The following is a 24,610-nucleotide window of genomic DNA, read 5'->3' as shown; positions in this document are numbered from 1 at the left end:
GGGGAATAACCCAGACAGCCCTCCAAAGAAAAGCCCGGCCAATGGCCGGGCTTCTTCAGGCAAGGTCGTCTCAGACCTTCCTGACGAATTCCGATTTCAGCTTCATCGCGCCAATGCCGTCGATCTTGCAATCGATGTCGTGGTCGCCGTCCACCAGGCGGATGTTCTTCACCTTGGTGCCGACCTTCACCACCAGCGAGGAGCCTTTCACTTTCAGGTCCTTGATCACGGTGATGGTATCGCCGTCCTGGAGAACGTTGCCCACCGAATCCTTGATCACCTTGCCATCATCGGACGCCGTAGCGGCCTCGTTCGGCGACCATTCATGGGCGCACTCCGGGCAGACCAGCAGCGCACCATCCTCGTAGGTGTATTCGGAGTTGCATTGGGGACAGGGCGGCAGCGTGCTCACGGCATTCTCTCTTCAGCAGGGGGACGAAAACCGCAGATTATATAGGGTTTCTCGCTCCCCTGCCGAACCGCCTCAGAGCCCCTTGGTCTTCGGCGCGCCGACGGCCGGCCCGGAGAAGTCGAGGGTGCCCTTTTCGCTGAAGCGCACGGTGCCGAACAGGCCTCCGGCGAGCTTGCCCTTCACCACGTAGGGCATGCCCCGGGTCGGAGCGTTGTTGCTCAGGCCCCAGGCCTGGCGGAAGGCGGAAAAGGCGGAGACGGTCAGCGGCACGCTCACCACCCGCTCGCCGAAGCGCGGCACCTCGCCGGTCTGGTCGCTGACGCCGCTGGCCAGGGGCTGGCCGTTGACGTCGAGGTCGAGGGCGATGCCGTTGTATTCGATCGGCTCGTCGTTGGGGTTCTGTACCCGCAGCTTGACCATGAAGCGCATCTCCATGCCTTGCCCCGGCAGGGGTTCCAGGCCGACCAGGTCGATACGCAACGGATCGCGCTGGCCGAAGGTGCTGCAGGCGCTCAACAGGACGCCCAGGCACAGGGCCGGCAGCAGGCGGCCGAGGTTCGCAGGCAGGCGCATGGGTTCTCCTCCTTGGGTCGAATGTGCGCCCATGGTGCCACAGCCGCTAGAATTCGCCGCGCAGCCGATCCGGCTGCGCCAATGGACAAAGGACATGCCCATGCCTACACGCGTTCTGCGCGGCCTCGTCGCCGCCCTCCCACTGTTCCTCGCCGCCTGCTCGGACTCCGCTCCGTCCAGCGAGGAGATCGCCCGCCTGCTCGCCGAGCGCGGCTTCGACAAACCCGCCTGCGCCAGCTCCACCCTGTTCAAGACGTTCCCGGTGACGCTCTCCGACAGCTTCTCCGGCCCCGGCCCGGCGAAAGGCAACGCCGCGGTCTACGACGCGCTGGTCGGCGTCGGCCTGCTGCGCCGCGACGGCGATTCCTACGACCTCACGCCCGCCGGCCGCGAGGACTACAAGCCCGAGTCGAAGGCCTTCTGCTACAGCAGCGGCTTCGACGTCAGCGTCCGTTCGGTGGACCCCGCCAAGCCCGACGACTACGGCCCGGCCGTGGAAAAGGGCTGGTTGGTCACCGTCGAGGTCAAGCCACGCGAAGTGAAGGACTGGGCGAAGAACCCCGAGGTGCTCAAGCAGGCCAGCCTGACCACCCTGCAACAGATCACCCAACCGCAGGTCGGCCAGGTCTCGCTGGTCAAGCCACGCGGCGAGGAAGGCTACAAGCTCGTCAACACCCGCTTCTCGCCCAGGCAGGGCTTCCACTTCAACCAGGCCTGGTAATCCCACGCCGTCCTTCCGCCCGCCCCGCTCGGGGCGGGCTCCTCATTCAACCCACTGATCGATAAAGGTTTTTTCGACGGACGAAACAGCCGGGCGATTGCTCACCCGAAAGCTTTCGTATACATTCGTTTTCACTGTAAACACCGTATACATCGAAAACGAAGTTGATCAGAAAATGAGCACCGTAGTCTCGTTCCGCGCCGATGACGCCCTGGTCGCGGCCCTCGACGAACTGGCCCGCGCCACCCACCGCGACCGCCCCTACCACCTGCGGCAGGCGCTCGCGCAGTACCTGGAAAGGCAGCAGTGGCAGGTCGCTGCCATCGATGAAGGCTTGGCCGATGCCAATGCCGGTCGCCTGCTGGAACACATCGAGATCGAGAAGCGCTGGGGGCTGCAATGAGCCTGAAGTGGACCCGCAAGGCGGCCGCCGACCTGGACACCATCTACGACCATTACGTCGTGCTGATCGGCCCGGAAAAAGCTCTGAAAGCCGTTCAGGACATCGTCGAGCAGGTGAAACCGCTGCAGCAGGTAGCCAACCAGGGGGCAGGGCGGCCCAGCGAGGTGCCAGGCGTACGCACCCTGACCCTGGAGCGCTGGCCGTTCAGCGCCCCGTTTCGGGTTAAAGGCAAGGAAATCCAGATTTTGCGCATCGACAGGGTCGAAATTACCCCCTGAAAGTGGTCACACGGTTACAAGATGTTTCAAAATGAATATTTCCCTTGACTTGTACTGAGTAGCTTACTTCGGACAAAACATCCATAACTCACAAAAAATGGACATTTTTCGACCGGGCCAATGAGGGCGACCAACTTGCGACCACTGCGACCTGATTAGTTCTTTGGCTGACTCATGCTTCGCTCCCATACGCGTCCGTATTTTTCCGTAACCCGACGACCTCGCCCGCTGGGCATGCTTTCTCGCGCTTTTTCCGGTGATTTTTCCCCAGGCGCAGTCTCCCGCAAGGAGGAACCGGCATGGATTCGCTGAAAGGCATGGCGATCTTCGCCACTGTGGTGGACAAGGGCTCGATGGCAGCCGCGGCCCAGAGCCTGGGCATGACCCCTTCGGCAGTCAGCCAGCAGATCCGCAAGCTGGAGAGCCGCGCCCAGGTCACTTTGCTGCATCGCACCACCCGCCGGCTGACCCTGACCGAGGCCGGCGAGGCGTTCTATCGCAGTTGCGCGCAGATGCTGGCGATCGCCGAGGAAGCCGAGCGGCGGCTTGGCGAATGGCGCGATGCGCCGGTGGGTGAGTTGCGCCTGGCGGCGCCGGTGGGGTTCTCCGGCACGCTGATCACCCAGGCGCTGAAACCGTTGCTGGAGAACCACCGCCAGTTGCGCCTGCAGCTGTTCTTCCAGGACGAGCGCATCGATCTGGTCGCCGAGCGCATCGACCTGGCGATACGCGTCGGCAATCTCGCCGACTCCAGCCTGGTGGCGCGCCACCTCGGCGATTGGAGCAGCGTGCTCTGCGCGGCGCCGGCCTATTTGCGCCAACGGGCGCCGATCAACCGTCCGGAGCAGTTGACCGAGGTCGACTGGATTTCCCTGAACACCTCGAACCACCTCAACCACCTGACGCTCAGCGGGCCGGGCGGGGAAGTCTGCAAACTGCGCCTGGAGCCACGGGTGGCCGCCAACGGGATGCTCGCGGTGCGTCAGTTCACCCTCGACGGACTCGGCGTGTCCTACCAGCCGCTGCCGGAGGTGCGCTACGCGCTGAACGACGGGCGCCTGCAACAGCTATTGCCGGAGTGGAGGATTCCCGGGCTCGGCATCTATGCGGTGACGCCACGGCGCGAGGCCCAGCCGGCCAAGGTGAAGGTCGCCATCGAGGCGCTGCGGCGAGCGTTCGCCACGGACGGGGATGAGCGCTGGAGCTGACCGACGGACTGCCGGCCAGCTCCAGGTACCGTCAGGAGAAGCGGCCGAGGGTCAGGGTGACCTCGCCGATGTCCGTGCCCGTAGCGTTGCCGCCGCTGGTGATGCCGGCATAGTCCGCCGATGCCGGCGTGAAGCTCCAGGTGTTGGTGGCGCCGGATTTCCACGGGTCATCCCAGCTGAAGGTGCCCATCTTGGTGTTGCCGTCGTAGCAGTCGAAGCTGCCCTGGGTGCCGGACGAAGCGTTCTCCCGTCCGCAGGAGGCGATCCATTGCGGGCTGCCGGCCTGCACGTTCATGCTGCTGACTTCCTCGGTGGAAATCTCGTCGTCCTTGTTGGTGTAGCGGTAGAACTTGCCCCATTGCAAGGTGGCGTTGCGGATGCCCACCGTGCCGATGGATTTGGATACCACGACCTTCACTGCGATCCATTCTGCGTATGCCATGTCGATCTCCGTTAACCATGCGTTCACAGCTTCCTGTAGGACGTCACGGACAGGACCGGGCGCTCACAACGGACCCTTGGCTACTTCGACCAGCACGGCGCCATCCCTGACCCGCTTCACTATAGGCTGGCCACCAGCCACCACCGCCTGCCAGATCTGCTAGGCGGCGGCCGGGGAGGTCAGGCCCTCCGGCGTTTTTCCCCGCGAGGGGCCTTCATGCCGAATGCCTCGCGCAGGTCGGTGGTGGGTGGAGGCAGGAAGCGCATGCGGGCGAACAGGCCTCGCAGGTAAGCGTCCATCAGCGCAGCCGCCGCCGCGCTGTCGCCGTCCTCCAGGGCATCGAGCAGGGCGCGCTGCGCGGCGCAGGCCTCGGCGGTATAGACCGCCCCCTTGTTCAGCGCGATGTCCAGCGAGGCGCGTGCCACCAGGCCACGGACGAAACCCTGCAGCAAGGGATTCTCGGTCAGTTCGGCCAGGCGCAGGTGGAAGCGCCCGGCGAGACGGATCAGCCCGGCGCTGTCGCGGGCCGCGAGGCAAGCCTGCTCCTCGTCGACCAGCGCCCGTAGCTCGGCAAGGGCGGCGGGATCCAGCCCCGCGGGCAGTTGCCGCACCACTTCGCTTTCCACCAGCAGGCGCGCGTCCAGCACCTGCCGCGCCTGGCGCTCGTCCGGGCGGGCGACGCTGGCGACCTCCTTCGGCGGCATCACCACCGCGCCGTCCTCGGCGAGACGGGTGAGGGCACGCTGGATGGTGCCGTTGCTGACCCGGAAGATCTGCCCGAGGGTTTCCTTGCTCAGCTTGGCGGCCGGCGCCAGGCGCTTTTCCAGGATTGCCGTGTAGATGCTTTCGTAGACGAAATGGCTGGTGGGGCGCAGCGCGGCGCCCTGCTGGGTACGTGCTTCGAATCCGACCATGTTCACACCTGTCGAGTCGTGCTTGTGGGCCTTCGCAGGCGGCGGACGAAAGCCGTCCGGGCGCCGCGACGGTCCCGGGTTGGAACCCTGGCGCGGGCGATCAGACCTGCGGCAAGCGCAGGTCGATGTTCAGGCGCGCGCCTTCGTTGAGGATGTGCTGGCGCATCGCCTGGCTCGCCCGCTCGCTGTCGTGCTGGCGGATCGCACGGAGGATGGCGTCGTGTTCCTGGAGGATCTCCTCGGCGTATTCCGGCTGGCGGCGCACCAGGTTGTCGCTGCGTTCCAGGGCGCTGCCGATCTGTTCGGAAACGCTGAGGAAGATCGGGTTCGAGGTGAGCTTCACCAGGCGCCGGTGGAAGGCCGTGTAGGCCTCAACCAGAGCCTGCGGGTCGCCATCCTCGACCGCTTCGCGCAGGTCCAGCAGCAACAGCCGCAGTTCGCTGATCTCCGCCGCCCCGGCGCTCTGCGCGACGATGCCGACGATGAACGGCTCCAGCGCATAGCGCAGTTGCAGGACGTCTTCCATGGTCGCCTCGCCGGGCGCCGCGACCTCGCGCAGCGGTTCGCTGCGTTCGAGGACCATCACGCCCTTGCCCGGCAGCGAACGGACCACGCCCAGGGTCTCCAGGACCATGATCGCCTCGCGCAGGCTCGGCCGGCTGATTTCCATCTGTTCAGCCAGCTCGCGCTGGCCGGGCAACATCTGGCCGGCGACCCAGCGACCCTGCTCGATGGTGTCGAGCAGGCGCTGGGCAACCGCGTTGACCAGCTTGGACGAAGAAAACATGTCGCCTCCCTTTACTTGCCAATCGGACGTGCAACGCGCCTCGGCGCGTCAGCCATGCAGCTTGCCTTCCCCGGCCACCGCGCTGCGCTTGAGCGGCTCGCCGTCGGCCTTGGCCGGCGCCTCCAGGCGCCCGTCGAGTATGGCCTGCGCGCGCGGCATATCGATGTCGTTTTCCCAGCGGGCGATGGTCACGGTGGCCACGCAGTTGCCGATCAGGTTGGTCAGCGCGCGGCCGATGCCCATGAACCAGTCCACCGAAAGCACCAGCACCAGGCCGGCCACCGGGATCGCCGGCACCGCGGTGAGGGTGGCGGCGAGGATCACCAGGGCCGAGCCGGGAATGCCGTGGGCGCCCTTGGAGGTGACCAGCGAAACCAGCAGGATGGTGACCAGGTCGGTCATCGCCAGCGGCGTGCCGGTGACGTGGGCGATGAACACCACCGCCAGGGTCAGGTAGATCGAGAATCCGTCGAGGTTGAACGAGTAGCCGGTGGGAATCACCAGGCCTACCGTGGAGCTGCGGATGCCCATGTGCTCGAGCTTGCGCATCACCTGCGGCAGCACCGCGTCGGAGGAGGCGGTGCCCATCACGATCAGCAGCTCTTCGCGGAAGTAGCGCAGGAACGGCAGCATGCGCACCCCGGAGAGACGCAGGACGCTACCGAGCACCGCCATGACGAAGACCAGGCAGGTGGCGTAGAACACCAGCACCAGCGCGCCCAGGTGGCTGAGCGAGTCGACGCCGTAGCGGGCGGTGGTGAAGGCCACCGCGCCGAACACGCCGAGCGGTGCCAGGCGCACGATCATGCCCATGATGCGGAACACGATGTGGCTGAATTCGTTGATCAGGCGGGCCACGCCGCTGGCCTGCTCGCCGACCAGGTTCAGGGCGCTGCCGAACAGCACGGAGAACAGCAGGACCTGGAGGATGTCGTTCTCGGCGAAGGCGCTGAACACAGAGGTCGGGATCAGGCCCATGAGGAATGCCACGGGGCCGTGGATCTCCTGGGTGCGCCCGGTATACAGGGCGACGTCGCCGGCGGGCAGTTCGTTGAGATGGATGTTGGCGCCGCTGCCCAGGCCCAGGCTGTAGGCGACCACCAGGCCGAGGACCAGGGCGATGGTGGTGAGGATTTCGAAGTAGATCACCGACTTCAGGCCGATGCGGCCGACCTTCTTCAGGTCGCCGGCGCCGGAGATGCCGTTGACCACCACGCAGAAGACGATCAGTGCGATGAGCATCTTGATCAGCTTGATGAAGCCATCGCCCAGCGGCTTCATCTGCACGGCCAGGTCGGGAATGCCGACCCCGCAGATCACGCCTATCACCAGGCCAATCACGACTTGCAGGAATATCGAGCGGGAACAGCGCTTGATGAACATCGCAGGAGTCTCCATTCGGCGCTTCCATCGGGCCTCGCGGAGGCGGGCGATGAACGCATTTTTATTGTGGTATTACCGGTCTGACCAGTTCAGCCTATACGCAAAGAAGTCAGCCTGACAAGCCGCTATCGGCGGGCGCGACGAATGGCCAGGAACCACGGCACGCGCGGGCCGCAGCCGGGAGGAGGGCGCTCGGATGGCGCAAGGCGGCGGGCCAGAGCGGCTCGCCGCGGGGAAGGGGAGGTCAGCCGGCGAGGGCCTCGGCGACGAAATCGAGGCGATCCTGGCCGAAGAACAACTGGTCGCCGACGAAGAAGCTGGGCGCGCCGAAGACGCCGCGCCGCACCGCCTCTTCGGTGGTCGCCTTGAGCCCCTCCTTGACCTGCTCGTCGCCAACCAGGCGGAGGAACTCATCCGGATCGAACCCAGCCTCCGCCAGCACCTGGGCGACCACCTCGGGCTTGCCGAGGTTCTGCTGTCGTACCCACAACGCTTCGAACACCGCTTTCAGGTAGGGCTGGAACCCTTCGCCGCCGAGATAGCCCTGGGCGCCGCGCATCAGCGTCAGGGTGTTGATCGGGAAGGCCGGGTTGAAGGCCAGCGGCACGCCGTAGCGTTTCGCATAGCGCGCCAGGTCGTGGAGGGTGTAGCGCCCCTTGGCCGGCACCTCGATCGGCGAATGGTTGCCGGTGGCCTTGAACACGCCGCCCAGCAGCATCGGCCGCCAGGCGATGCTCGCGCCATGGGCGGCGGCGATGCGCGGCAGTTGGGTCCAGGCGAGGTAGGTGGTGGGACTGCCGAAGTCGAAGAAGAACTCGATTTGCTTGCTCATGCGTGGCTCTTTCCGTGGCGGGGATCAGAAGGTTTCCATCCAGGGGCGCAGGTCCAGTTCGTGCACCCAGCAGTCGCGCGGCTGGCAGTGGATCTGCCAGTAGGTCTCGGCGATGTGCTCGGGATCGAGGATGCCGTCCTGCTCCTTGCGCTTGTACAGCTCGGGCAGGGTTTCGCGGATGAAGTCGGTGTCGATGGCGCCGTCGATGATCGGGTGGGCGACGTGGATGCCCTTCGGCCCCAGCTCGCGCGCCATGCTTTGGGCCAGGGCACGCAGGGCGAACTTGGCGCCGGAGAACGCGGCGAAATGCGCGCGGCCGCGCAACGAGGCGGTGGCGCCAGTGAAGATGATCGTTCCGCGCTGCCGCGGCAGCATCACCCGCGCCGCCTCGCGGCCGGTGAGGAAGCCGCCGAAGGCGGCCATCTCCCAGACCTTGCGATAGACCCGTTCGGTGGTTTCGGTGATCGGGAACCAGACGTTGGCGCCGACGTTGAAGATCACCGCCTCCAGCGCACCGACCTCACCCTCGATGCGGGCGAAGAGGTCGATCACCTGCTGCTCCTGGCGTGCGTCGCAGCCGCAGGCCAGAGCCTCGCCGCCTTGGTCGCGGATGGCCTGCACCAGCGGCTCCAGCTTCTCCGCGTTGCGCCGGGCGACGCACGCCACGTAGCCCTCGCGGGCGAACCGCCGGGCGATGGCGCCACCGGTGGCGTCGCCGGCGCCCATTACCAGAACCGCTTTGCGCTGGGTCATTGCAGAGGCCTCTCTTGTTAGTTCTTTTTTAGAACCCAATAGAGACGATAGTTAGTTCTTAAAAGGAACTTGTCAACTGGCAAGGGCTCGAGTGATATCCGCGCACCAATTACTCTGCCTGTCCCGGCCTGCCCGGCACGTCCTCTCCCTGAAGAGAGGGGACCGGTCGGCGGAGCCTGGTACGACAGCGTCCTTCCTGCCGTAACGCCATCGGCGTTTATCCGCCGATTCGCGTCGGCGGCCAGGCCTGGAACGCTCAGCCGCGCCGCAGCAGGCGCCCCTTCCAGAACAGCCCCTCGCGTACCGTCACGTCCCGCGCGTGCAGCGGCTCACCGCATTCGGAACAGACCAGCACGCCATGCATGTGCTGGCCGCAATGCTTGTGCACATGCTCGAGTGGCGGCCCCTCGACGCCGGCGAGGTGGCGGTCGCCCCAGTTCACCAGGGAAAGGATGGCCGGGTACAGTTCCATCCCTTTCTCGGTAAGCCGGTATTCCTCGCGCAGCGGCCTTTCCTGGTAGGGCACCTTGGCCAGTATCTCCGCTTCGACAAGGCGCTTGAGGCGGTCGGCGAGGACGTGACGGGTCACGCCGAGGCTGCGCTCGAAGTCGTCGAAACGGCGCACGCCGAGAAAGCAGTCGCGCAATACCAGCAGGGTCCAGCGATCGCCGACGATCGCCAGCACCCGCGCCAGCGAACAGGGTTGTTCGCTCAGTTCTTCCCAACGCATGAGACACCTCCAGCCGTTCGGCAAAGGATAGCCGCGTGGGTTCTGAAACGAAACCGACCGGCCACGCCTTTCCAGCGGCCCGCCGCCCATGGCATAACCGCGTTCCTGTCTCCTGTCCCGGAATCCCGACCATGTCGCTCGACTGGACCTGCAAGCACCACGCCGACCTCACCCTGAAGGAACTCTACGCGCTGCTGCAATTGCGCACCGAGGTCTTCGTGGTGGAACAGAAATGCCCCTACCAGGAAGTCGACGGCCTCGACCTGGTCGGCGATACCCATCACCTGATGGCCTGGCGCGACGGCCAGTTGCTCGCCTACCTGCGCCTGCTGGACCCGGTTCGCCACGAGGGCCAGGTGGTGATCGGCCGGGTGGTCAGTTCCTCGGCCGCGCGCGGCCAGGGGCTCGGTCACCAGTTGATGGAACGCGCGCTGCAGGCGGCGGAGCGCCTCTGGCTGGATACCCCGGTGTACCTCTCGGCCCAGGCCCACCTGCAGGCCTACTACGGCCGCTATGGCTTCGTCGCGGTCACCGAGGTCTACCTGGAAGACGACATCCCGCACATCGGCATGCGCCGGGCCTGAGGCCCGGAGCGCCGCGGACGGTGGGGGGAGGGAAGGGAATCAGGCCTGCGGCTTGAGCACGCCGGGCAGTTGGGCTTCCAGCTTGGCGTTGTTCAGCGGCGCGCGGATGAAGCCGTGCTGCTCGCCGTCCGGGCCGATGATCACCAGGTTGCCGCTGTGGTCGACGGTGTAGTTGGGCTTGCTGGTGTCGGCGGGGATGTAGGGGATGCTCATGGCGTTGGCCAGCTTCTGGATGTTCTCCGGAGTGCCGGTGAGCCCCTGGAAGCCGGCGTTGAAGTAGCCCAGGTATTGCTTGATCTGCTGCGGCGTGTCGCGGTTCGGATCGACGCTGACGAATACCACCTGCAGGTCGTCGCGCACCTCCTGCGGCAGCTTGCCCTGCAATTCGCGGAGCTGGGCGAGGGTGGTCGGGCAGACATCGGGGCAGAAGGTGTAGCCGAAGAACAGCAGGTGCCAGCGACCCTTGAGACTGGCAGTGCTGACCGCCTGGCCGTCCTGGTTGGTGAACTCCAGCGCCGGCACCTTGCGCGTCTGCGGCAGGATCACGATGCCGGCGTCGAGCAGCACGGTGGGATCGGCCTGGCGCTGGGCGGTGAGCACCTTGTGCACGGTGAGGCCGAGGACCAGGGCGACCAGGGCGACGAGGACGAGGACGGTCTTGTTGACTCGAGTCATGGGTGGGCAAGGCTCTAGAGTGGGATCAGAGAAGCAGCTTCAGCGGCAGATAGTGGTCCACCAGCAGCGCCATGAACAGCAGGAACAGGTAGACGATAGAGTACTTGAAGGTCTTTATCGCCGCATGTGGCCGGCTGTCACAGTAGAGCGCCCAGGCCCAGTCGAGGAAGCGCGCGCCCAGGGCCAGGGCGCAGAGCAGGTAGACCAGCCCACTCATGTGGATGACGAACGGCATCAGGCTCACCGCGAACAGCACCAGGGTATAGAGCAGGATGTGCAGCTTGGTGTAGCGCTCGCCGTGGGTCACCGGCAGCATCGGGATGTCGGCCTTGGCGTATTCGTCCTTGCGGTGGATGCATAGCGCCCAGAAGTGCGGTGGGGTCCAGGCGAAGATGATCAGTACCAGCAACAGCGGCTCGGCGCTCAGGTGGCCGGTGATGGCGACCCAGCCGAGCAGCGGCGGCGCCGCCCCGGCGAGCCCGCCGATGACGATGTTCTGCGGCGTGGCGCGCTTCAGGAAGCCGGTGTAGAGCGCCGCGTAGCCGAGCAGCGAGGCGAGGGTCAGCCAGGCCGTCAGCGGGTTGGTGAAGGCCAGCAGCACGGCCATCCCGGCCAGCGCCAGGAGCAGCGCGAAGCCCAGCGCCATGCTCGGCGACACCCGGCCCTCGGCCAGCGGCCGCTTGTGGGTCCGCGCCATGATCGAGTCGATGCGCCGGTCCACCACATGGTTGACCGCCGCCGCCGCGCCGGCACAAAGGCCGATGCCGAGGTTGCCGAAGATCAGCACCTGCCAGGGCACGAAGCCATCCAGCGGCGCCTTGGTGGCGAGCAGCATACCGATCAGCGAGGTGATCAGCATCAGCACCACGACCTTGGGCTTGGTCAGTTCGAGGAAGTCGCGCCAGGTCGGCTGGCTGTGGCGATCGATGACGGTGGCCATATCCTTACCTCCATCCTTCTGTCTGTCAGGCGGCCTTCAGCCGCGAACCTTGCGCCGGCGGCAGCGTGCGGCGCACGCGCTGCGGCGACGGTGCCGGCGCGCGGACGCTGGCCGGCGCGCGCAGGCGATAGTTGACCAGCACCAGGCTGAGCAGCAGCAGGGCGCCACCGCCGTTGTGCGCCACCGCCACCGGCAGCGGCAGGTGCAGCAGCACGTTGCTGATGCCCAGGCCGATCTGCAGCGACAGGCCGAGCAGCATCAGCGCAGTCGGCCAGACCAGGCCGCTGCGCTGCAGGCGCCAGGCGAGCAGCAGGAGGACCAGGGTCACGCACAGCGCGCCGATCCGGTGGGTCATGTGGATCGCCGTGCGCGCGTCGCTGTCGAGCTGGCCGCCGAGGTAGTTGGGGCCGATGTGCTGGGTCAGGTGGAAGCCGTTGGCGAAGTCCATCCGCGGCCACCACTCGCCATGGCAGGTGGGCAGGTCGATGCAGGCCACCGCCGCATAGTTGCTGCTGACCCAGCCGCCGAGGGCGATCTGGCCGATCACCAGGAACAGGGCCAGCCCCGCCAGGCCGCGGGTCGCCGCCGGGTAGCGCCGCGCCGCGAAGCGTCCGGAGAGGCGCAGGGCGAGGAGAAAGAGCAGCGCCAGGGTGGTGAAGCCGCCGAGCAGATGGGCGGTGACCACCTGCGGCCAGAGCTTGAGGGTCACCGTCCACATGCCGAAGGCGGCCTGCGCGATCACCACCGCGAGCAGCAGCAGCGGCAGCTTCAGCGGTTGGCCGTCGCGCCCGCGGCGGACCAGCGCATGCAACGCCAGGCCAAGGATGAGCAGGCCGAGGGCGCCGGCGAAATAGCGGTGGATCATCTCGTTCCAGCCCTTCTGTGCCTCCACCGGGGCGTCGGGGAAGTGCAGTTCGGCGTGGGCCAGTTGCGCCTCGCTCAGCGGCACGTGGACGAAGCCGTAGCAGCCTGGCCAGTCCGGACAGCCGAGGCCGGCGTGGGTCAGCCGGGTATAGGCGCCGAGCAGGACCACCACGGCGGCCAGCAGGGTCGCCAGCACGGCGACGGTGAAACCGGGTTTGCGGGTTGCGCCTGTCATTCGCGGGCCCCTTTTTCTTGTCGTTCTGTCCTCATCGGGCCGGGAACCGCGCCGGCCACGCCGATCAACCGATATGCGAGAGCTTGAGCAGCAGTTGCACGTCCTTCAGCAGCTTCTTGCCGTTGGCCTTGGCGTCGTAGCGCAGCACCAGGTTGCCGTGCGGGTCGACCACCCACAGCAGCGGCCGCTCGCCGCCGCCGGCCTTGTCGTACAGGGCCGGGTCCAGGCCGTAGCGCTGCAGGCGCGGGTAGTCCTGCCTCACCAGGTTGGCGAAGTCCGCCGGCAGCTCGCCACTGGCGGCCAGGGCGTGGCCGGCGCGCGAGGCTTCGCGGCCGAGGGCGATGTTGACCTGGCGGGCCAGGTAGACCAGTTGCTGGCAGTCCTCGCCGCAAGTACCCGGCGCGGTCACCAGCAGTTGCCACTGCTCGCCCTGGCTGCGTCCCTGCACGCCGAGGTCGGCGGGGGTCTGGCCATTGCCGATCAGCGCGCCGCTGTAGCTGCGCCCCTGCGGAACCCAGAAATTCCATTTGTACATGGCGCTGGCGAGCAGCATCGGCCCCACCACCAGGCCGATGATCGCCAGCAGTTGCAGGCGGCCACGGGCGCGGCGCGGACGTTCAGGCATCGGAATCGCGAGACTCATGGTTTTTCTCCCGTGCGCGGCGCACACCGAGGTAGAGGTAGAGGGCGAGCAGGGCCGTCGCCAGGGCGAACCACTGCACGGCGTAGCCGGTGTGCCGCTCCGGCGGCATCGAGACCAGGGGCCAATCGGTGTCGAAGCTGGCGTCGCCCGGCTCCAGGCGGATTTCCCAGGGCAGCCCGGCGCGACCGAAGGCCTGCCACAGCGCCGGGATGTCGAGCTGGGTCACCAGGCGCGGCCAGCCGCCGGCCGGCGCGTCGGCCAGGTGCAGGCCGCCGGGTGGCGGCAGGTAGGTCCAGGCGTCGAGCAGGAGGACGCGGTCGGGGGTTTCCAGCGTCGGCGGCGAGCGTCGGTCAGTCCATGCGACCCAGCCGCGGTTGACCAGCAGCCAAAGGCCGCTGGCCTGATCGTAGAAGGGTTGCAGCACCTCGACCCCGGCCTGTCCGTTGCGCAGCCGGTTATCCAGCAGCAGCGTATGCCGCTGGTCGAAGCGGCCGTGCAGGCGCACGCGGACGTACGCCGGGTCGCGCAGTCCCTCTAGCTGCCCGGGCGACACCGGCTCGGCGCCGCGCCGGGCCTCGTAGCTGGCCAGCAGGGCGCGCTTCTCGTCGGCCCGCTGCAACTGCCAGGTGCCCAGCCAGAGCAGTACCGGCAGCAGGCCGAGGACCACCAGGGTCGGCAGCAGGCCGGGGCGGAACGCGCCACGCATGCTGCGTCTGTCATTGCGTCCGGCCTCCCCGAGGCGCTGGCTATACTGCATGAATCCCCCCATCGCCGGAGTCCCACCATGTTGAAAGTGGCGATCGTCCTGCTACTGCTGGCTACCCTGGTGAGCCTGTTCAGCGGCCTGTTCTTCCTGGTCAAGGACCAGGGCCATGGTTCCCGCGTGGTCAATTCGCTGACCGTCCGCGTGGTGCTCGCCGCGGCGACCCTGGTGCTGGTCGCCTGGGGCTTCTACAGCGGCGAGCTGAACAGCCACGCGCCCTGGCATTTCTGATTCCCCCGGTGGCGGTCAGATCACGTAGACGAAGATGAACAGGCCGATCCAGACCACGTCGACGAAGTGCCAGTACCAACTGGCGGCCTCGAAGCCGAAGTGGTGCTCGGCATCGAAGTGACCGCGCAGGATGCGGATCAGCATGATGCCGAGGATCAGCGCGCCGAGGGTCACGTGGGCGCCGTGGAAGCCGGTGAGCATGAAGAAGGTCGAGCCGTAGATGCCGGCGCCGAGGGTCAGGCCCAGCTCGTTGTAGGCGTGCACGTACTCCTCGGCCTGCAGGATCAGGAAGGCGATCCCCAGCAGCACGGTCAGCGCCAGCCAGGCCTTGAGCGGGCCGCGCTTGTTCTTCTTCAGGGCGTGGTGGGCGAAGGTCACGGTGAAGCTGGAGGTGACCAGCAGGATGGTGTTGATCAGCGGCAGCTTCCACGGCTCGATCACCGCGCTCGGCGGCGGGAACAGCTTCGGGTCCGGGGTCTGCAGCAGCGGCCAGCTGTACTGGAAGTTCGGCCAGAGCATGTGCGCCACGCCCTTGGCACCCTCGCCGCCGAGCCAGGGACCGGCGAAGTGGCGGACGTAGAACAGCGCGCCGAAGAAGGCGGCGAAGAACATCACCTCGGAGAAGATGAACCAGCTCATGCCCCAACGGAACGAGCGGTCCATCTGCGCGCTGTAGAGTCCGGCGCGGCTCTCGCGGATGACGTTGCCGAACCAGCCGAACAGCATGTAGGCGATGATCAGCCCGCCGACGAAGAAGATCCACGGGCCATGGGACTCCTTGTGGCCGGCGGTGAGGTCGTTGAACCAGGTACCCAGGCCGAACACCGTCACCAGCAGGCCGATGCTGGCGATGATCGGCCACTTGCTCTGGGCGGGGACGTAATAGTGTTCGTGGCTTGCCATGTTGTTCTCCTTATCGTCCCGCAACCGGTACGGGCGGCTTCCGCGCAGTGATATCGAAGAGGGTGTAGGCCAGCGTCACGTGCCGCACATCCTTGGGCAGATCGCGGTCGACGATGAAGCGCACCGGCATCTCGATGCTCTCGCCGGGTTGCAGCACCTGCTGGGTGAAACAGAAGCATTCGGTCTTGTGGAAGTAGGCGGCGGCCTCGGCCGGGGCGATGCTCGGGATGGCCTGCGCAGTCATCGGCTTGTCGCTCGGGTTGCGCGCGTAGAACACCATCTGGTTCACCGCGCCGGGATGCACCACCAACTGGTCGCCGGCGGAGCGGAACTCCCAGACCATGTCGATATTGTTCGAGGTCATGAACTGCACCTTCACCTCGCGCCCGACATCCACCTGCTGTTCGCCGCTGTAGGCGCTGCCGGCGGTCTTGCCGTTGATCCCCAGGGCGCGGCACATCACGTCATAGAGCGGCACCAGGGCGAAGCCGAAGGCGAACATCAGCACGGTCACCAGCAGCAGGCGGCCGACCAGGCGGCGGGTATCGACCTTGGCATCGCTCATGACGCGCTCCTCACTTGACCTCGGGCGGGGTGCTGAAGGTGTGGTAGGGCGCCGGCGAGGGGATGCTCCACTCCAGGCCCTCGGCGCCGTCCCAGGGCTTGGCAGGGGCCGGCTTGCCGCCGCGGATGCACTTGATGACGATGAACAGGAACAGCAGCTGGGTGGTGCCGAACATGAAGGCGCCGATCGACGAAACCATGTTGAAGTCGGCGAACTGCAGGTTGTAGTCGGGGATCCGTCGCGGCATGCCGGCGAGGCCGACGAAGTGCATCGGGAAGAACGCCAGGTTCATGCCGATGAAGCTCATCCAGAAGTGCAGCTTGCCGAGGGTCTCGTCGTACATGTGGCCGGTCCACTTCGGCAGCCAGTAGTAAGCCGAGGCGAAGATGCCGAAGATCGCGCCGGGCACCAGCACGTAGTGGAAGTGGGCGACCACGAAGTAGGTGTCGTGGTACTGGAAGTCCGCCGGGGCGATCGCCAGCATCAGTCCGGAGAAGCCGCCGATGGTGAACAGGATGACGAAGGCCACGGCGAACAGCATCGGCGTCTCGAAGGTCAGCGAACCCTCCCACATGGTGGTCACCCAGTTGAACACCTTCACCCCGGTGGGCACCGCGATCAGCATGGTGGCGTACATGAAGAACAGCTCGCCGGTGACCGGGATGCCGACCACGAACATGTGGTGCGCCCAGACCACGAAGGAGAGGAAGGCGATGCTGGCGGTGGCGTAGACCATCGAGGTGTAGCCGAACAGCGGCTTGCGCGCGAAGGTCGGGATGATCGCACTGACCGCACCGAAGGCGGGCAGGATCATGATGTACACCTCGGGGTGGCCGAAGAACCAGAACACGTGCTGGAACAGCACCGGGTCGCCGCCGCCGGCGGCGCTGAAGAAGCTGGTGCCGAAGTGGATGTCCATCAGCATCATGGTCACCACGCCGGCCAGCACAGGCATCACCGCGATCAGCAGGAACGCGGTGATCAGCCAGGTCCAGACGAACAGCGGCATCTTCATCAGGGTCATGCCCGGGGCGCGCAGGTTGAGGATGGTGGCGATCACGTTGATCGCGCCCATGATCGAGCTGATCCCGGCCAGGTGGATGGCGAAGATGAAGAAGGTCACGCTGTGCGGGGCGAAGGTGGTCGACAGCGGCGCATAGAAGGTCCAGCCGAAGTTGGGGCCGCCGCCGGGCATGAACAGGGTGCTGACCAGCAGGCCGAAGGCCGCCGGCAGCAGCCAGAAGCTGAAGTTGTTCATCCGCGGCAGGGCCATGTCCGGCGCGCCGATCATCAGCGGGATCATCCAGTTGGCCAGGCCGACGAAGGCCGGCATCACCGCGCCGAAGACCATGATCAGGCCGTGCATGGTGGTCATCTGGTTGAAGAACGCCGGCTCGACGATCTGCAGGCCGGGCTGGAACAGCTCGGCGCGGATCACCATGGCCATCGAGCCGCCGAGCAGGAACATCATGAAGCTGAACCACAGGTAGAGGGTGCCGATGTCCTTGTGGTTGGTCGTCAGCACCCAGCGCATCAGGCCCTTGGCCGGTCCGTGGTGGTGGTCGCCGGCATGGTGGTCGGGCGTATCGATCACAGCACTCATGGCGGTCTCCTATTGTTGTTTCTGCTTGTAGGCGACGACGTCTTTCGGGGTGACCATGTCGCCATCGTCGTTGCCCCAGGCGTTGCGCTCGTAGGTGATCACCGCGGCCAGGTCGACCTCGTTGAGCTGCTTGCCGAAGGCCGCCATGGCGGTGCCGGGCACGCCGTTGAAGACCACTTCCAGGTGGTGCTCCTTGGGCCCGGTGACGATCTTCGAACCCTTCAGCGCCGGGAACATCGGCGGCATGCCCTGGCCTTCGGCCTGGTGGCAGGCGGCGCAGATGGTGTGGTAGACCTTGTCGCCGCGCGCAACCAACTCTTCCTTGGTCCACTCCTTGCTGGTCAGTTCCTTGACCTTCGCCGCCTCTTCCTTGCGCTTGGCCAGCCACTGGTCGAACTCGGCCTTGGGCTTGACGTCGACCACGATCGGCATGAAGCCGTGGTCCTTGCCGCACAGCTCGGCGCACTGGCCGCGATAGATGCCGGGCTCGTCGACCTTGGTCCAGGCCTCGTTGACGAAGCCGGGGATGGCGTCGCGCTTGACCGCGAAGGCCGGCACCCACCAGGAATGGATCACGTCGCTGGAGGTGATCAGGAAGCGCACCTTGGTGCCCACCGGCAGCACCAGCGGCTCGTCCACCTCCAGCAGGTAATGCTCGTCCTTCGCCTGCCGGTTGTGGATCTGATCCTGCGGGGTGGCCAGGTTGCTGAAGTACTCGACGTCCTGGCCCAGGTACTTGTACTGCCACTTCCACTGGTAGCCGGTGACCTGCACGTCCAGCTCCGGCTCGGAAGTGTCGTAGATGTGGATCAGGGTGCGGGTGGCGGGCACCGCCATCACCACCAGGATCACGAACGGCACCACCGTCCAGAGGATTTCCACCGTGGTGCTCTCGTGGAAGTGCGCCGGCTGCTGGCCGGTGGAGCGGCGGTGGACGATCATCGACCAGAACATCGCGCCGAAGACCAGCACGCCGATCACCACGCAGATCCAGAAGATGGTCATGTGCAGGTCGAAGACGGACCGGCTCACCTCGGTAGCGCCCGGGGCCATGTTGACCGTCCAGGCGGCATTCGCCTGGCTGATCGCCGAGAGCAAAAGGAAGCCCATCCAGACTCGTGGATGTCGCAGCATTCGGGTTCCCCTTATCGTTGTTTTTATCCCGCCGGCAGACGCCAACGGCCAAGGGGTGGACCGCCAAGACAACGAACTTTGACCGTCGCACCTCGGCACACAGCAAGGCAGGCCGGGTTCATCAGGTTCAGCATTCGAGTGGGAGTATAGACAGCGGCTGCGACATAACAACGCAGCGTAAAAACGTCGCTGGAAAGTGCCGTTTCTTCTCTAAAAGCCGCGAGCGGCGTGGCTTTGCAGGCGAATGGTGGCCGCCTGATATATCATCCTCGCATAACCACGAAGCGATTATGACAATCGCGTCTTAGCCGGCGCGCGCCGCCGGCTATGTTTCTCCTCTTCTTCACCATCCCCGTTGTATGGGAGACCCCATGAACACCGCTGCCCTCCGTGAACTCATCCAGCAGGCGCACCTCAGCGAAGCCCGCCACGGTCACCTGGCTGATCTGATAGCCAGCCGCCTGCCCCGCCTGCATCGCACCATCCAGCCGCAAGGCGAGAACACGGAAGACATACTCACCCGCTTCGTCCACGCCTACGTCGAACAGGTACCGGACCTGCTCGACGCCGCCAACAGCGTGGCCCGCGAAGCCGGCATCGAGGAACGGATCAAGCCGGTGCTGAAGGTCGCCGAGCAGTTCTTCCTCACCCCGCCGGCGTTGCTCGCCGGCCACGACGGCCTCGACGCCCTGCTCGACGAAGCCTACCTGGCGCACCGCCTGGTGGAAGAAGTGAACGACCGCTACATCGCCCACTTCGGCCAGGCACTGATCCCACTGGACACCACCGTAGCCAACCTGGTGGCCCACCAGTTGATCGGCGAGCCCTTCGCCAACCGGCTGGACGAAGCCGTCCACCATGCGGTGGAGAACATGCTCGACGCCACCACCTTCGACGCCGACTCGGCCCGCGCCTACCGCGAGAACCTGAAGAACCCGCGGGTGGTCGCCGCCTGGCAGCAGTGGCCGTGCCTGTCGAAGCAGCTCGGGGTGGAACTCAGCCTGGGCTGACCGCCCCGCCATTGCGCGCGCCGCCCAACCCGACGCTGCCGCGCAGGCGCCCTTCCAGGCGACGCTTCAAGGCGCGCGGTTCGATCACCAGGCGCGAGCCCTGCACCGGTGCCATCCGCCCCCAATCCTCGAGCAGCTCCATGCAGGCATGGTCGACATAGCTGAGGTTATCCATCGGTACGTGCAGGGTGGTCCCCGGCTTGACCTCGTCGAGCACCCGCGACAGCGCCGGCACCTTGAGGAAAGTCGCGGCGCCGCTCAGGCGCAGCTCGGCTTCATGCTCGCCGGTGTAGCGCAGGGCGATCTTCAGCCGCGCCGCCTTCAGCACCAGCTTCAGCAGGGTCAGGGCGAAGCCCACCAGCACGCCGGTCAGCAGGTCGGTGAAGACGATCGCCAGGGCGGTGGCCGCGTACACCAGCATCGGCATCCGGCCGTAGCGAGAGAGGTTGCCGAGGGCCTTGAAATCGACCAGCTTGACCCCGGTATAGACCAGCACCCCGGCCAGGCTCGCCACCGGAATCTGCCGCAGCAGGCTGCCGAGCAGGAGGACGAAGGCGAGCAACCAGAGGCCGTGGAAGATCGCCGAGGCGCGGGTTCGCGCACCGGCATTGACGTTGGCCGAGCTGCGTACGATCACCCCGGTCATCGGCAGCGCGCCGAGCAGGCCGCAGAGCATGTTGCCGACACCCTGGGCGGACAACTCGCGATCCATGTCCGAGCGCGGGCCGTCGTGCAGGCGATCCACCGCCGCCGCCGAGAGCAGGGTCTCCGCACTGGCGATGAAGGCCACCACCACCGCCGCCAGCAGCAGGGAGGGATCGGCCAGGGCCAGCAGGTCGGCCGGGCGTAGCCAGTCGATGGCCTCGCCGAGGTTGGCCGGTACCTCGACCCGCCGCACGTCCAGCGCCAGCCAGAGGCTGGCCAGGGTCGCCAGGCTCACGCCGAGCAGCGCGCCGGGTAGGAAGCGCAGGCGTTGCGGACGCAGCTTGTCCCAGCCCCACATCACCGCGATGGTGCCCAGCCCGAGCAGCGCCGCGTCGAGGCCGCTGTCCATGCCCAGCGAACCGAGCGCGGCGAACGCCGCCTGGGGGAATGCCAGCAGGTTGTCGAGGCCGGACGCCTTGGGCGCCAGGTCGAGCATCACGTGCAATTGCGAAAGGACGATGAGGATGCCGATGCCGGCGAGCATCCCGTATACCACCGCCGGCGAGGTGACCCGGAACCAGCAGCCCAGGCGCAGCCGCCCGGCGAGCAGCTGGATGGCGCCGGCGAGCAGCAGGGTCGGCCCGAGCATGGCCACCCCGTAGGTACGCACCAGTTCGAAGACCAGCACCGCGAGGCCGGCCGCCGGGCCGCTGACCTGTAGCGGCGAGCCGGCCAGGAAGCCGACCACCAGGCCACCGACGATGCCGGTGAGCAGGCCCTTGGCCGGCGGCATCCCGGAGGCGATGGCGATGCCCATGCACAGCGGCAGGGCGACGAGGAACACCACCACGGAGGCCATCAGGTCCCGCGGCAACGTGTCCCGGAGGGACGGAAACACCTTTGAAACATGCATGGCACAGTTCTCCTGCGAATTTTTTCCACGACGAGGGAGCGACGCCAGGACCAGGCCCGGCGCCGGTTGTGTGTGCGCAGTGTGTTTTTTCTTGTAATAGCGACCCGTTCAGCCCCGGAACGGGGCTTCCCAGAGGTCGTCCATGGCAGGAACGGCGAAAGGTGACGCGAAAACGCTGTTGTTATCCGGCGGCCCGCACGGCCGCCGCTATCACGAGTTCAGGTAGCGCGGCGCGGGCGTGGCCATCGGCACCGGATGCTCGCCGTCGAGGGGCAGGAAGCGACCCTGCTTGGCGTCGTAGGCGCGGATCTGCGCACTCTCGATGTCGTACACCCAGCCGTGGATGAACAGTTGCCCGCTGGCCAGGCGCGAGGCCACCGAGGGGTGGGTGCGCAGGTGATCGAGCTGGGCCACCACGTTCTCTTCGGTGAGCACCCCGAGGGTGTCGTGGCTGGCGCCGCAGTCGCAGTTGTCCGCCACCACCGTGCGTGCCACCTCGGCGTGCCGCAGCCAGGCCTTGACCGTCGGCATGCGTTCCAGGGTCTGCGGGTCGAGCACGGCGCGCATCGCCCCGCAGTCGGAGTGGCCGCAGACGATGATGTGGTGCACGCCCAGCGCCAGCACAGCGTATTCGATGGCGGTGGAGACGCCACCGTTCATCTGCCCGTAGGGCGGCACCACGTTGCCGACGTTGCGGGTGACGAACAGGTCGCCGGGGGAACTCTGGGTGATCAGCTCGGGAACGATGCGCGAATCCGCGCAGGTGATGAACATCGCCCGCGGCCGCTGGCTATTGGCGAGCTTCTTGAACAGCGCCTGCTGCTCGGGAAAGACCTCCCGGCGGAAATGCTGGAATCCATCGACAATCCTTTTCAATGCGTCGTCAGCGCTTTCCTGCTCTGGAGAATCGGACTTAACGCCCCGCATACGGTCTGGCATGGTTCGGAACCTCGATGAATGGATCGATTGAATTTTCCCACGTCTGCCGACGCTTTCCCCATAGGAAAAAGGCACAACAAACGCAGAGCGACCTATGTGACCGACCGGTCACTTCTGGTGCTCAACGCTAATGCCCGAAGCTTAACCATAAATTAAAAAATCCCTCTATCTCGCACGTTGTCAGCTTTTTTCACGATATTTCCAGAGGATGTCGACAGGCTATCATGGCAAACGAGTGGCATTTCCATTCGTCCCGCATAAGTGGTGAAAGGTTTCAGTCAACCGGTTGGCTACGTGCAGGGAAATTCGTCGAATGGGAAAATCCGGCGCACCGCGCCAGCGGCCATGACCTGGCCGCCCGGCGCCAGCCAGCTATCAGAACAGGTCCAGTTGGCGGCGCACCGGCGCACCGGTGGGGAACAGCGGCAGGTTCGGCACGAAGCGCGCCAGCAGGCACGCCGCAGCCATTCGCTGGCGTTGCTGGCCGTCACGCAGGACCTGGCGGCAGCGCGCCTCGCCCAGCGGTTCGCCGAGCAGGTAGGCGCGCCCGGCGACGAAACGCGCGCCGTTGTCACGCCACCAGGCGGAGACTCGCTCCGCCTCCGGCCAGCTAAGGTTCTCGTCGTCGTCGAGGGCGACGTTGTCGTCGTCGAGATCGTCGTTGGGGCCAGGGTCGTAGTCGGGCAAGACCTCCAGCTCCAGGTCGAGCAACGCCAGGTCGGCGCCGGTGATCAGGCTGAAGGCCTCGCCGGCGACCCGCGCCAGACTCTCGTCGCGCATCTGCTGGATCAGCCAGGGCACCGCCACCGGATCGCCGAACAGGCCGGTGGCCTGGATGCCGATCCGCCGCGTGTCCGCCGCCTGCATCAGTTGGCGAATCCAGGCCATGCTGGTGTCGCGCGGCTGCCAGGCGAGCAGCACCATGGTCGCCGGCAGCTGGAACGGGCCGGGCTGCCCGGCGAACGCACGCAATGGCCCCAACGCCTCCTCGTCGCCCATCTGCGCGGTGGCCCAGTTGGCCCAGAAGCGCAGGCTCGGGTCATCGTGGGCGCGATAGGCGCGAATATTCGCCATCAGGTCGCGCCGACGCAGCTCGCCGGCGGTGCGCGCGGCGCGCGCCAGCACCGCCGGGTCGGCGTGGCCAAGGGCGGACAGCAGCGCCGGCCCCGGGTCATGCCGGTGCATGCCGCAGGCGGCCAGGCCAATGGCGCGGAACAGCGGCTCGGGCGAGGCCAGCAGGCGCTCCACCCAGGGCCGCGCCTGGTCCCAGTCGAGCCAGCCGAGGGCTGCGGCGAAACCGCGCCGGGCTTCCGGAGACGCCGCAAGACAGGCGCGCATCCGGCCGATCAACGCATCGTCTCCTGCCTGCATGGCCAGTACCGCGAGGGCGAACGCCTCGCCCTGGGCGTGCGCGTCGAGTTGCTCGAGCAGGGCGTCATGGCCGGCCTGGCCGGCGATCGCCAAGCCGTCCAGGTGCGCCTCGATGCGCTGATCGAGCTCGGCGAGCTCCTCCAGGTCGTAATGGGGCGCACGCACGGCGTAGTCGCGGAGCAGGGCAAGGAAGGCGGCTTCCTCGGCGTGCTGGTCGACGATCGCTGCGATGCTCAATCTATGCGCGTCCATTGCTGGCCGTCGAAGCTGAAGATGTCTTTCGCGGCGATGCTCCACAACACGCCGTCGGCAGCGCTAAGGTGGAAGCAGCGTTGGGGTTGCTCATCACCGAAGTCCACCTCCTTGAGATGGCCACCGACCAGCGTATAGACCGCCGTTGCGCTCGACACGTAGAGTGCGCCGTCGAACCACGCGAGGCTCCACAAGTCTTCATCGACATCGTCCTGGGCGATGATCTCCCAGTGGTCGTTGCGTCCACGCAGCAGCGTTCCCGCCTGTCCACAGGCGTAAACCGAGCCATCTTCCGCGCAGCAGATCGCCGTCAGGATCAAGTTCGTCGGGCTCTCCCGGGGCTGCCAGCGCTTGCCGTCGTACTGCCAGATCTCCCCGTCCCAGCCGACGGCATAGATTTCCCTGGCACCGAAGCCGCCGATGGCCTCGAATCCGACCACCGCTTCGCTGCCTGCCGGAGGCCGAGCGCCGCTGTCGATGGCACGCCAGTCGTTCTCGTCGAAGCGCCGGTAGACCTGTCGATCCATCCCGCAGGCATAGGCCACCCCGTCGATACAGGCAACGCCGCGCATATTGCCCCGGCCACCGATGGCATCGTCGCCGTCGGGCAACTGCTCTTCATGGATGTCGCCGGAGCCCATGCAGAATACCTGGCCCCGAGCGCCCAGAAACAATGCTTGTTCCACTGGCTCGTGCACTACCGTGGCCGACACGATCTCCCAGGGCAGCATGTCGTCATCCTCGCCAGCAACACACCAGGTTCCGCAGTCCCACTCCGTGACATAGCTGTGCGCTATGTTCTGCTCCTGGATCTCGTCGGATACCGAGGCCACGTACGCCAGGTCCTGATAGCGGACGACGCCGGTGATGTTCGAGAAAATCGGCGAGAGTTTCTTCAACATTT

Annotated in this window: 29 protein-coding genes; 7 read left to right on the top strand and 22 right to left on the bottom strand. The window is 66.3% G+C overall.

All coding sequences use genetic code 11. The features are described 5' to 3' along the window. Window positions 1-70 precede the first annotated feature (70 nt). Both LJF27_RS16265 and LJF27_RS16260 read right to left on the bottom strand, forming a co-directional pair. Complete coding sequence (locus LJF27_RS16265; RefSeq protein WP_003101229.1) at window positions 71-412, bottom strand: zinc ribbon domain-containing protein YjdM; 342 nt, start codon at window positions 410-412, stop codon at window positions 71-73. A gap of 72 nt (window positions 413-484) precedes the next feature. Then, complete coding sequence (locus LJF27_RS16260; RefSeq protein ID WP_003101228.1) at window positions 485-985, bottom strand: LEA type 2 family protein; 501 nt, start codon at window positions 983-985, stop codon at window positions 485-487. A 100-nt stretch (window positions 986-1,085) separates the two neighbouring features. Between LJF27_RS16260 and LJF27_RS16255 the strand changes: the two genes are divergently transcribed. The 4 genes from LJF27_RS16255 to LJF27_RS16240 all read left to right on the top strand — a co-directional run bounded on the left by LJF27_RS16255 (window position 1,086) and on the right by LJF27_RS16240 (window position 3,595). Then, the gene (locus LJF27_RS16255) at window positions 1,086-1,706 is read left to right on the top strand and encodes a hypothetical protein (RefSeq protein ID WP_003101226.1); all 621 of its coding nucleotides are present in this window, start codon (window positions 1,086-1,088) and stop codon (window positions 1,704-1,706) included. A 175-nt stretch (window positions 1,707-1,881) separates the two neighbouring features. Further along, window positions 1,882-2,109: a CopG family ribbon-helix-helix protein gene (locus LJF27_RS16250; protein ID WP_003112628.1), complete on the top strand. Its 228-nt coding sequence runs from the start codon at window positions 1,882-1,884 to the stop codon at window positions 2,107-2,109. Then, window positions 2,106-2,387, top strand: a complete 282-nt coding sequence (gene parE, locus LJF27_RS16245) for a type II toxin-antitoxin system toxin ParE (RefSeq protein WP_003121619.1) — start codon at window positions 2,106-2,108, stop codon at window positions 2,385-2,387. Before LJF27_RS16250 ends, parE begins: the two co-directional genes overlap by 4 nt. Window positions 2,388-2,686: 299 nt before the next feature. After that, a complete protein-coding gene (locus LJF27_RS16240; RefSeq protein WP_229601855.1) occupies window positions 2,687-3,595 on the top strand; it encodes a LysR family transcriptional regulator in 909 nt (302 codons plus the stop codon). 31 nt (window positions 3,596-3,626) lie between these two features. On the opposite strand, the gene LJF27_RS16235 is transcribed toward LJF27_RS16240, so the two are convergent. The 7 genes from LJF27_RS16235 to LJF27_RS16205 all read right to left on the bottom strand — a co-directional run bounded on the left by LJF27_RS16235 (window position 3,627) and on the right by LJF27_RS16205 (window position 9,436). Then, window positions 3,627-4,037, bottom strand: a complete 411-nt coding sequence (locus LJF27_RS16235; protein ID WP_003101225.1) for an aegerolysin family protein — start codon at window positions 4,035-4,037, stop codon at window positions 3,627-3,629. Window positions 4,038-4,216: 179 nt separating this feature from the next. After that, window positions 4,217-4,951, bottom strand: a complete 735-nt coding sequence (locus LJF27_RS16230) for a GntR family transcriptional regulator (RefSeq protein ID WP_003117208.1) — start codon at window positions 4,949-4,951, stop codon at window positions 4,217-4,219. Window positions 4,952-5,051: 100 nt separating this feature from the next. Continuing rightward, on the bottom strand, window positions 5,052-5,738 hold the full coding sequence (locus LJF27_RS16225) for a FadR/GntR family transcriptional regulator (RefSeq protein ID WP_003083762.1): 687 nt from the start codon (window positions 5,736-5,738) through the stop codon (window positions 5,052-5,054). A 48-nt stretch (window positions 5,739-5,786) separates the two neighbouring features. Further along, complete coding sequence (locus LJF27_RS16220) at window positions 5,787-7,136, bottom strand: C4-dicarboxylate transporter DctA (RefSeq protein WP_003119513.1); 1,350 nt, start codon at window positions 7,134-7,136, stop codon at window positions 5,787-5,789. Between the two features lie 229 nt (window positions 7,137-7,365). Further along, complete coding sequence (locus tag LJF27_RS16215) at window positions 7,366-7,953, bottom strand: 2-hydroxychromene-2-carboxylate isomerase (protein ID WP_003119512.1); 588 nt, start codon at window positions 7,951-7,953, stop codon at window positions 7,366-7,368. Between the two features lie 24 nt (window positions 7,954-7,977). Next, on the bottom strand, window positions 7,978-8,706 hold the full coding sequence (locus LJF27_RS16210) for an SDR family oxidoreductase (RefSeq protein ID WP_003083755.1): 729 nt from the start codon (window positions 8,704-8,706) through the stop codon (window positions 7,978-7,980). A 256-nt stretch (window positions 8,707-8,962) separates the two neighbouring features. Beyond that, window positions 8,963-9,436 carry a winged helix-turn-helix transcriptional regulator gene (locus LJF27_RS16205; RefSeq protein ID WP_003101222.1) on the bottom strand — a complete coding sequence of 158 codons (474 nt, stop codon included), beginning with the start codon at window positions 9,434-9,436 and terminating at the stop codon, window positions 8,963-8,965. A gap of 131 nt (window positions 9,437-9,567) precedes the next feature. On the opposite strand from LJF27_RS16205, the gene LJF27_RS16200 reads away from it, so the two are divergent. Further along, window positions 9,568-10,020, top strand: a complete 453-nt coding sequence (locus LJF27_RS16200) for a GNAT family N-acetyltransferase (protein ID WP_003083750.1) — start codon at window positions 9,568-9,570, stop codon at window positions 10,018-10,020. Window positions 10,021-10,059: 39 nt separating this feature from the next. Here LJF27_RS16200 and senC read toward each other — a convergent pair whose 3' ends face one another. The 5 genes from senC to LJF27_RS16175 all read right to left on the bottom strand — a co-directional run bounded on the left by senC (window position 10,060) and on the right by LJF27_RS16175 (window position 14,146). Beyond that, complete coding sequence (gene senC, locus LJF27_RS16195) at window positions 10,060-10,695, bottom strand: cytochrome c oxidase copper chaperone SenC (RefSeq protein WP_003083748.1); 636 nt, start codon at window positions 10,693-10,695, stop codon at window positions 10,060-10,062. A gap of 25 nt (window positions 10,696-10,720) precedes the next feature. Then, a complete protein-coding gene (cyoE, locus tag LJF27_RS16190; RefSeq protein ID WP_003083746.1) occupies window positions 10,721-11,635 on the bottom strand; it encodes a heme o synthase in 915 nt (304 codons plus the stop codon). A gap of 25 nt (window positions 11,636-11,660) precedes the next feature. After that, the gene (locus tag LJF27_RS16185; RefSeq protein ID WP_023089577.1) at window positions 11,661-12,734 is read right to left on the bottom strand and encodes a COX15/CtaA family protein; all 1,074 of its coding nucleotides are present in this window, start codon (window positions 12,732-12,734) and stop codon (window positions 11,661-11,663) included. A gap of 64 nt (window positions 12,735-12,798) precedes the next feature. Continuing rightward, entirely contained in the window at window positions 12,799-13,377 is a 579-nt protein-coding gene (locus tag LJF27_RS16180) for a hypothetical protein (RefSeq protein ID WP_003101218.1), read from the bottom strand. After that, window positions 13,352-14,146, bottom strand: a complete 795-nt coding sequence (locus LJF27_RS16175) for an SURF1 family protein (protein ID WP_003121615.1) — start codon at window positions 14,144-14,146, stop codon at window positions 13,352-13,354. The genes LJF27_RS16180 and LJF27_RS16175 overlap by 26 nt, the downstream gene beginning before the upstream one ends. 15 nt (window positions 14,147-14,161) lie before the next feature. Here LJF27_RS16175 and LJF27_RS16170 point away from each other — a divergent pair, with 15 nt between their 5' ends. Continuing rightward, the gene (locus LJF27_RS16170) at window positions 14,162-14,371 is read left to right on the top strand and encodes a twin transmembrane helix small protein (RefSeq protein WP_003101213.1); all 210 of its coding nucleotides are present in this window, start codon (window positions 14,162-14,164) and stop codon (window positions 14,369-14,371) included. Between the two features lie 15 nt (window positions 14,372-14,386). Here LJF27_RS16170 and LJF27_RS16165 read toward each other — a convergent pair whose 3' ends face one another. From LJF27_RS16165 to coxB, 4 genes are read right to left on the bottom strand one after another with little or no spacing between them, the layout of a single operon-like run. Further along, window positions 14,387-15,274: a cytochrome c oxidase subunit 3 gene (locus LJF27_RS16165; protein WP_003115030.1), complete on the bottom strand. Its 888-nt coding sequence runs from the start codon at window positions 15,272-15,274 to the stop codon at window positions 14,387-14,389. A gap of 10 nt (window positions 15,275-15,284) precedes the next feature. Next, complete coding sequence (locus LJF27_RS16160; RefSeq protein WP_003083725.1) at window positions 15,285-15,839, bottom strand: cytochrome c oxidase assembly protein; 555 nt, start codon at window positions 15,837-15,839, stop codon at window positions 15,285-15,287. A gap of 10 nt (window positions 15,840-15,849) precedes the next feature. Then, the gene (gene ctaD, locus LJF27_RS16155; RefSeq protein WP_003083723.1) at window positions 15,850-17,442 is read right to left on the bottom strand and encodes a cytochrome c oxidase subunit I; all 1,593 of its coding nucleotides are present in this window, start codon (window positions 17,440-17,442) and stop codon (window positions 15,850-15,852) included. A gap of 9 nt (window positions 17,443-17,451) precedes the next feature. Next, a complete protein-coding gene (gene coxB, locus LJF27_RS16150) occupies window positions 17,452-18,576 on the bottom strand; it encodes a cytochrome c oxidase subunit II (protein WP_003101203.1) in 1,125 nt (374 codons plus the stop codon). A gap of 371 nt (window positions 18,577-18,947) precedes the next feature. Between coxB and LJF27_RS16145 the strand changes: the two genes are divergently transcribed. Further along, complete coding sequence (locus LJF27_RS16145) at window positions 18,948-19,586, top strand: hypothetical protein (RefSeq protein WP_003083705.1); 639 nt, start codon at window positions 18,948-18,950, stop codon at window positions 19,584-19,586. On the opposite strand, the gene LJF27_RS16140 is transcribed toward LJF27_RS16145, so the two are convergent. From LJF27_RS16140 to tsi7, 4 genes are all read right to left on the bottom strand, one after another. Continuing rightward, the gene (locus LJF27_RS16140; RefSeq protein ID WP_023117258.1) at window positions 19,573-21,144 is read right to left on the bottom strand and encodes a SulP family inorganic anion transporter; all 1,572 of its coding nucleotides are present in this window, start codon (window positions 21,142-21,144) and stop codon (window positions 19,573-19,575) included. The two genes, LJF27_RS16145 and LJF27_RS16140, sit on opposite strands and share 14 nt — an antisense overlap. A 210-nt stretch (window positions 21,145-21,354) precedes the next feature. Next, window positions 21,355-22,083 carry a carbonic anhydrase gene (locus tag LJF27_RS16135; protein WP_003083701.1) on the bottom strand — a complete coding sequence of 243 codons (729 nt, stop codon included), beginning with the start codon at window positions 22,081-22,083 and terminating at the stop codon, window positions 21,355-21,357. Window positions 22,084-22,458: 375 nt separating this feature from the next. Continuing rightward, complete coding sequence (locus tag LJF27_RS16130; protein ID WP_023117259.1) at window positions 22,459-23,706, bottom strand: TIGR02270 family protein; 1,248 nt, start codon at window positions 23,704-23,706, stop codon at window positions 22,459-22,461. After that, window positions 23,688-24,608: a type IV secretion system immunity protein Tsi7 gene (tsi7, locus tag LJF27_RS16125; RefSeq protein WP_003083699.1), complete on the bottom strand. Its 921-nt coding sequence runs from the start codon at window positions 24,606-24,608 to the stop codon at window positions 23,688-23,690. Before tsi7 ends, LJF27_RS16130 begins: the two co-directional genes overlap by 19 nt. Window positions 24,609-24,610: the final 2 nt, after the last annotated feature.

This window comes from Pseudomonas sp. 203-8 (genome assembly GCF_020708595.1).
In the GTDB taxonomy this organism is placed as follows: domain Bacteria; phylum Pseudomonadota; class Gammaproteobacteria; order Pseudomonadales; family Pseudomonadaceae; genus Pseudomonas; species Pseudomonas aeruginosa.
This window is presented reverse-complemented; position numbering and strand designations above follow the sequence as displayed.